The 6,352-nt window shown below is 60.4% G+C and carries 8 protein-coding genes and 1 pseudogene; 5 read left to right on the plus strand and 4 right to left on the minus strand.

Features of this window, described 5'->3' with window-relative positions; genetic code table 11:
* The 4 genes from L9Z73_RS23300 to recR form a co-directional block, all read left to right on the plus strand.
* The coding region (locus L9Z73_RS23300; protein WP_282598731.1) for a DNA polymerase III subunit gamma/tau C-terminal domain-containing protein at positions 1-261 on the plus strand (261 nt) is incomplete at its 5' end.
* A 43-nt stretch (positions 262-304) separates the two neighbouring features.
* Complete coding sequence (locus L9Z73_RS23305; protein WP_017527493.1) at positions 305-643, plus strand: YbaB/EbfC family nucleoid-associated protein; 339 nt, start codon at positions 305-307, stop codon at positions 641-643.
* 169 nt (positions 644-812) lie between these two features.
* Positions 813-1,847 carry an NADP-dependent oxidoreductase gene (locus tag L9Z73_RS23310; protein WP_247406044.1) on the plus strand — a complete coding sequence of 345 codons (1,035 nt, stop codon included), beginning with the start codon at positions 813-815 and terminating at the stop codon, positions 1,845-1,847.
* 66 nt (positions 1,848-1,913) lie between these two features.
* Positions 1,914-2,516, plus strand: a complete 603-nt coding sequence (recR, locus tag L9Z73_RS23315; RefSeq protein ID WP_017845247.1) for a recombination mediator RecR — start codon at positions 1,914-1,916, stop codon at positions 2,514-2,516.
* 191 nt (positions 2,517-2,707) lie between these two features.
* Here the strand turns inward: recR and L9Z73_RS23320 are convergent, their stop codons facing one another.
* Together L9Z73_RS23320 and fnr are read right to left on the minus strand one after the other, a co-directional pair.
* Positions 2,708-3,256, minus strand: coding sequence for an adenine phosphoribosyltransferase (locus tag L9Z73_RS23320; protein ID WP_247406047.1), 549 nt, complete (start codon positions 3,254-3,256; stop codon positions 2,708-2,710).
* An 81-nt stretch (positions 3,257-3,337) separates the two neighbouring features.
* On the minus strand, positions 3,338-4,072 hold the full coding sequence (gene fnr, locus L9Z73_RS23325) for a fumarate/nitrate reduction transcriptional regulator Fnr (RefSeq protein WP_247406063.1): 735 nt from the start codon (positions 4,070-4,072) through the stop codon (positions 3,338-3,340).
* A gap of 155 nt (positions 4,073-4,227) precedes the next feature.
* Between fnr and L9Z73_RS23330 the strand changes: the two genes are divergently transcribed.
* Positions 4,228-4,725, plus strand: coding sequence for a hypothetical protein (locus tag L9Z73_RS23330; RefSeq protein ID WP_247406065.1), 498 nt, complete (start codon positions 4,228-4,230; stop codon positions 4,723-4,725).
* A 5-nt stretch (positions 4,726-4,730) separates the two neighbouring features.
* Here L9Z73_RS23330 and hemN read toward each other — a convergent pair whose 3' ends face one another.
* Together hemN and L9Z73_RS23340 are read right to left on the minus strand one after the other, a co-directional pair.
* The gene (gene hemN, locus L9Z73_RS23335) at positions 4,731-6,113 is read right to left on the minus strand and encodes an oxygen-independent coproporphyrinogen III oxidase (protein ID WP_247406068.1); all 1,383 of its coding nucleotides are present in this window, start codon (positions 6,111-6,113) and stop codon (positions 4,731-4,733) included.
* A gap of 103 nt (positions 6,114-6,216) precedes the next feature.
* Positions 6,217-6,352 (minus strand): annotated as a pseudogene (locus L9Z73_RS23340) (sulfite exporter TauE/SafE family protein); the annotation flags it as partial.

The following is a 6,352-nucleotide window of genomic DNA, read 5'->3' on the forward strand; positions in this document are numbered from 1 at the left end:
AATGCGACCCAGCAGCGCCGGCTCAACGATGCCCTCAACCAGTACCACGAGCGCACGCTGACCATCGCCATCGAGTTGATCAAGCCCGAGCAGGAAACCCCGGCCCAGGCCGCGACCCGCCGGCGCCTCAATCGCCAGCGCGAGGCCGAGGAGTCGATCCACGGCGACCCGCTCATCCAGCAATTGATGCAACAGTTCGGTGCGGTCGTCCGTCACGATACTATTGAACCTGTCGAAGCCCCGGTGCCCCAGGCGTCATAACACCGGGCTACTTATTGATCCACGTACTTTTGAGGTGATTCCCATGATGAAAGGTGGCATGGCCGGCCTGATGAAGCAGGCGCAGCAGATGCAGGAAAAAATGGCCAAGATGCAGGAAGAGCTGGCCAACGCCGAAGTCACCGGTAAAGCCGGTGGCGATATGGTCAGCGTGGTGATGACCGGTCGTCACGACATCAAGCGCGTGAGCATCGACCCGAGCCTGCTCGAAGGCGTCAGCGATGACGACCGTGAAGTGCTGGAAGATCTGTTCGCAGCGGCCGTCAATGACGCTGTGCGCAAGATCGAAGCCAACAGCCAAGACAAAATGTCCGGTGTGACCGCTGGCATGCAACTGCCTCCGGGCATGAAACTGCCGTTCTGATCGGCCAGCCTTAGCTAGACTGAAATGCCAGGCATCGCGCCTGGCATTTTTTTTGGCTGTTCACCCCTCTGCATTTGCTACCGGGCGGCAACTATGTCGAACCTCGGCGCCTTGGCCAGTGTCTGCACTTAATGCCATTGAATTCGCTCATCGATAAAGGAGTCCCTCGATGCCTCAAGCACCGATTCTTAACCAGCGCATTGTTCTGGTCTCGCGCCCTCAAGGCGCGCCAACCCCGGAAAACTTCCGCCTTGAGCGCGTGACGCTGCCGGAACTGGCAGACGGCCAAGTCTTGTTGAAGACGCTGTACCTGTCCCTCGACCCCTACATGCGTGGGCGCATGAGTGATGCTCCGTCCTACGCCGCTCCGGTAGAAATCGACGAAGTGATGACGGGTGGCGCTGTCAGCCGTATCGAGCAGTCGCGCAACCCGAAATTCGAAGTGGGCGACCTGGTGGTCGGCTCCACCGGCTGGCAAAGCCACAGCGTTTGCGACGGTCGCAACCTGATACCGGTGCCCAACGGCCTGGCCAGTCCGTCGATGGCATTGGGTGTGCTGGGCATGCCGGGCATGACCGCCTACATGGGCCTGATGGACATCGGCCAGCCCAAGGCCGGGGAAACCCTGGTGGTGGCGGCAGCGTCCGGTGCGGTGGGCTCGGTGGTGGGCCAGGTGGCCAAGCTCAAGGGCCTGCGCGTGGTGGGTGTTGCGGGCGGGGCCGACAAGTGCCGTTACGTGGTGGATGAACTGGGCTTTGATGCGTGCATTGACCACAAAAGCGAGCACTTCGCCGATGAATTGGCCCGGGCCTGTTTCAAGGGCGTGGATATCTACTTTGAAAACGTCGGTGGCAAGGTGTTCGATGCCCTTGTGCCGCTGCTCAACCCCAAGGCGCGGATTCCACTGTGCGGGCTGATCGCCGGCTATAACGATCATGAAGCGCCCAGTGGCCCTGATCGACTGCCGGCGCTGCAACGCACCTTGTTGACCAAGCGCGTGCGTATCCAGGGCTTTATCGTGTTCGATGACTACGGCGATCGCCAGCCGGAATTCCTCAGCGCCATGGCGCCGTGGGTACGTGACGGCAAGATCAAGTTCCGCGAAGACGTGGTCGATGGCCTGGAGCAGGCGCCCGAAGCGTTTATCGGTTTGCTCGAAGGACGCAACTTCGGCAAGTTGGTGGTGCGCGTCGCGCAGGATTGAGCATTTGACGCTAATCCGAGGCGCGGGTATAAACCGCGTCTCGTTGTTTTGTCGGACCTTTCGCCCATGAGCTTCAGCCCCCTGATTCGCCAACTGATCGACGCCCTGCGTACCTTACCCGGCGTCGGCCAGAAAACCGCCCAGCGCATGGCGCTGCAACTGCTGGAGCGTGATCGCAGCGGCGGTACCCGGTTGGCCCAGGCCTTGAGCCAGGCCATGGAAGGTGTTGGCCACTGTCGCCAGTGCCGCACCCTCACCGAAGAAGAACTCTGCCCGCAATGCGCCGACCCTCGCCGCGATGACACGCTGTTGTGCGTGGTGGAAGGGCCGATGGACGTGTACGCGGTGGAGCAGACCGGTTATCGCGGGCGCTACTTCGTGCTCAAAGGCCATCTGTCGCCGTTGGACGGTCTGGGCCCCGAGGCCATCGGCATTCCGCAACTGGTGGCACGGATTGAAGCGCAGGGCACCTTTACCGAGGTGATTCTGGCCACCAACCCAACCGTGGAAGGTGAAGCGACCGCCCATTACATCGCCCAACTGCTGAGCAACAAAGGCCTGGTCACCTCGCGTATCGCCCACGGCGTGCCGCTGGGTGGCGAGCTGGAATTGGTGGACGGCGGCACCCTGGCGCACTCGTTTGCAGGGCGCAAGCCCATCGCCCTTTAAGTCACGCCGCAGGACACGTTGTGGGAGGGGGGGTGCTCCCGATAGCGGTGCTTCAGTCACCTTTGCATTGACTGATATGCCGCCATCGGGAGCAAGCCCCCTCCCACATTGGTTTTGTGTTGTCGGTGATATACGTGCCTGGTTTGATGGACAAGCAAGTTGCCCATCGATGGCGCCAGTTCAGGCAACCCTCAGCGCTCGCTCAACGCAAACTGCGTCAGGCAAAACGTTGGAATCTCCATATCTTCCAGGCGTTGCGAGCCACCCAGCTCCGGCAGGTCGATAATCGCCGCCGCTTCAAAAACCTTCGCGCCCATGCGCCGCACCAGGTTCGCGGCAGCGATCAGCGTGCCGCCGGTGGCGATCAGGTCATCGAAGATCAGCACCGAATCGCCTTCACACAGGCTGTCGGCATGCACTTCGAGGAAGGCTTCGCCGTATTCGGTCTGGTAACCCTCGGCCAGCACGTCGGCCGGCAGTTTGCCTTGCTTGCGGAACAGGATCAGCGGTTTGTTCAATTGGTAAGCGATGATCGAGCCGATCAGGAAACCCCGGGCATCCATCGCACCAATGTGGCTGAAATCGGCTTCGACGTAGCGGTGGACAAAGGTGTCGGCCACCAGGCGCAGGGCCTTGGGCGACTGGAACAGCGGCGTGATGTCGCGAAAGATCACCCCAGGCTTGGGGAAGTCGATGACAGGGCGGATCAGGGATTTGATGTCGAACGAATCGAAGGTCATCGTCGAAGAGTCCTGGGGCGGAAAACGGACTCGAAGTATACCTTGCGGCCCTGCCGATTGGCGCGGCCGCAAGTGTCTGGATCAGCCCTCCAGGGAGCCGCCCGCCAACGCACACAGTTGGATCGGGTCGAGGATATGCACTTCCTTGCCTTCGGCGGCAAGCAGCTCGTTCTGCTGGAAACGGGTAAAGACCCGGGACACGGTTTCTACCGCCAGGCCCAGGTAATTGCCGATTTCATTGCGCGACATGCTCAGGCGGAACTGGTTGGCCGAGAAACCACGGGCACGGAACCGCGCTGACAGGTTGACCAGGAAGGTGGCGATACGCTCGTCGGCGGTTTTCTTCGACAGCAGCAGCATCATTTGCTGGTCGTCACGAATCTCGCGGCTCATGACGCGCATCAATTGGCGGCGCAGTTGCGGCAATTGCAGGGCCAGTTCGTCCAGGCGTTCGAAAGGAATTTCGCACACCGATGTGGTTTCCAGGGCCTGGGCCGACACCGGATGAATCTCGGTGTCCATCCCCGACAGCCCGACCAGCTCGCTCGGCAGGTGGAAGCCGGTGATCTGCTCTTCGCCGCTGTCGCTCAGGCTGAATGTCTTCAATGCACCCGAACGTACTGCATAGACGGAATCGAACTTGTCGCCCTGGCGAAACAGAAACTCGCCTTTTTTCAGCGGGCGCCCGCGTTTAACGATGTCGTCCAGCGCATCCATGTCTTCCAGATTCAATGAAAGTGGTAAGCAGAGGGGCGCCAGGCTGCAATCCTTGCAATGGGCCTGGCTGTTAGCGCGCAGCTTAACGGGCTCGGACATTTCTTAAATCCTTGTGGGAAAACACACATAAGACGTAAGGGTAACGCACTGTGGGTAGAAGAGGCCAGCATGGACGAAAAACCGATGCAGGGATAAAGATTATTGTATCTGAGCCGATACAAGTCTGTATCCCTTAGAGCTTGGAGGCTCACATCATGCTTTCCATCGGTAAAAACTCTGCTGCCAGCCAAGCGGTGGCGACGGTTCGTGAGCCCAAGGACTTGGTGGCGGAGGCTAAAGACGCCAAGGCCGCCAAAGCGCTTGAGGACGCCACGTCGGCGCCGCTGCGTCCGGCCAAGGCGGTCGAGGGGGTGACGGTGACCATTTCCGGAGCGGCATTGAACGCTGCGGGTGTCGCGAAGAAAGCCAACAGCGATATCGAAGAGAGTGGCCTGCCGGATAACATTCAGCAGATGCTGAAAATGATCCGTCAGATCAAGGAGCAGATCGCCAAGAAACAGGCCGAGCTGGCTTCAGTGATGGCGGACACGAGCCTGACGCCTGACCAGGCGCGGATCAAGGCCGGCAGCCTACAAGCCTCGCTCAGTGCGCTGCAGGCTAGCCTTTTGACCGCGCAAACCTCCCTGGCCAAAGGCATGAAAGGCCTGAGCGGCGAAGACGCCATGAAGGCCGCCTCCCTGGTGATGGCGTAGAGCCTTCAGATCACCCGCGAAAACCGCTGCCTGTTCTGATGCTCAAGATAGGCATCGAACACCATGCACACCGAGCGCACCAGCAGCCGCCCGGCGGGTAGAACGCAAATGCCTTGTGCGTTCAGTTCGATCAGGCCGTCTTCGGCCATCGTTTCAAGTTGCGGCCAGATATCGTCGAAGTAGCCGCGAAAATCGATATTGAACGCCTGTTCGATCTGCTCGAAGGTCAGGCTGAAATTGCAGATCAATTGCTGAATCACTTCCCGCCGCAACCGATCGTCCGTGGTGCAGACCAGGCCGCGGTTGGTCGCCAGTTGCGCATCGGCCAGGGCGTGCTGGTAGCTATTGATGTCGCTGGTGTTCTGGCAATACAGATCGCCGATCTGGCTGATGGCCGAGACCCCGAGCCCGATCAGGTCGCAATGACCGTGGGTGGTATAGCCCTGGAAGTTGCGTTGCAGGGTGCCTTCTTCCTGGGCGATGGCCAATTCGTCGTCCGGTAGCGCGAAGTGGTCCATGCCGATATAGCGGTAGCCAGCGTTGGTCAGCTGTTCGATGGTGGTTTGCAGCATCAGCAGTTTTGCCTCCGGGGACGGCAGGTCATCGGCGTTGATCCGCCGCTGAGGCATGAAACGTTCCGGCAAGTGCGCATAGTTGAACACTGACAGACGGTCCGGTTGCAGCTTGATCACCTCTTCCACGGTGCGCGCGAAGTTGATCGGTGTTTGCTTGGGCAGGCCGTAGATCAGGTCGATGTTGATCGAGCGGTACTGCAGGGTGCGGGCCGCATCGATCACGGCGCGGGTCTCTTCCAGGCTTTGCAGGCGGTTAACCGCCCGTTGCACTTCGGGGTCGAGGTCTTGCAGGCCGATACTGACGCGGTTGAAGCCCAACTCGCGCAGCAGCCCCATGGTCGCCCAGTCGGCTTCGCGCGGGTCGATTTCGATGCTGTAATCGCCGGAATCATCATCGAGCAGGTTGAAATGCTTACGCAGGGAGGTCATCACCTGGCGCAACTCGTCATGGCTGAGAAAGGTCGGGGTGCCGCCGCCGAAATGCAGCTGTTCCACGGTCTGTTTCGGGTCGAGGTGGCAGGCGATCAGTTGGATCTCCTGTTCCAGGCGCTGCAGGTAGGGCTGGGCGCGGCCGCGGTCCTTGGTGATGACTTTGTTGCAGGCGCAGTAGTAGCAGATGTTTGCGCAGAACGGTACGTGTACATACAGCGACAATGGCCGTGCAGCCTTGCGGCTGTCGCGCAGGGCGTGGAGCAGGTCGAAGGAACCGACCTGGCTGTCGAATTGCACGGCGGTGGGGTAGGACGTGTAGCGTGGCCCCGCCAAGTCGTAGCGATGAATCAGATTGCTGTCCCAACGAATGGCGTCGAGCATGCGGGCGTTCCCCCGGATAGACTAATTGGTCGAGTCTAGGGGCGTGGCGGATATGGCATCTTGATTTGCGTCAACGGGGAGCGGCGCTATGCCACATGGCCTTTTAGTGGCCCATTAGCCAGTGCTGATGGGGCCCGGGCAAGGTCCAAATCCCGAACAGCATCACCAGCACGCCGCCGGCGGTGCGTACACTGCGCTTGCGCAATAGTGCCGTGACGCGTTCGGCGGCCAGCCCGGTC

It is taken from the genome of Pseudomonas emilianonis, assembly GCF_023072625.1.
In the GTDB taxonomy this organism is placed as follows: Bacteria; Pseudomonadota; Gammaproteobacteria; order Pseudomonadales; family Pseudomonadaceae; genus Aquipseudomonas; species Aquipseudomonas paraveronii.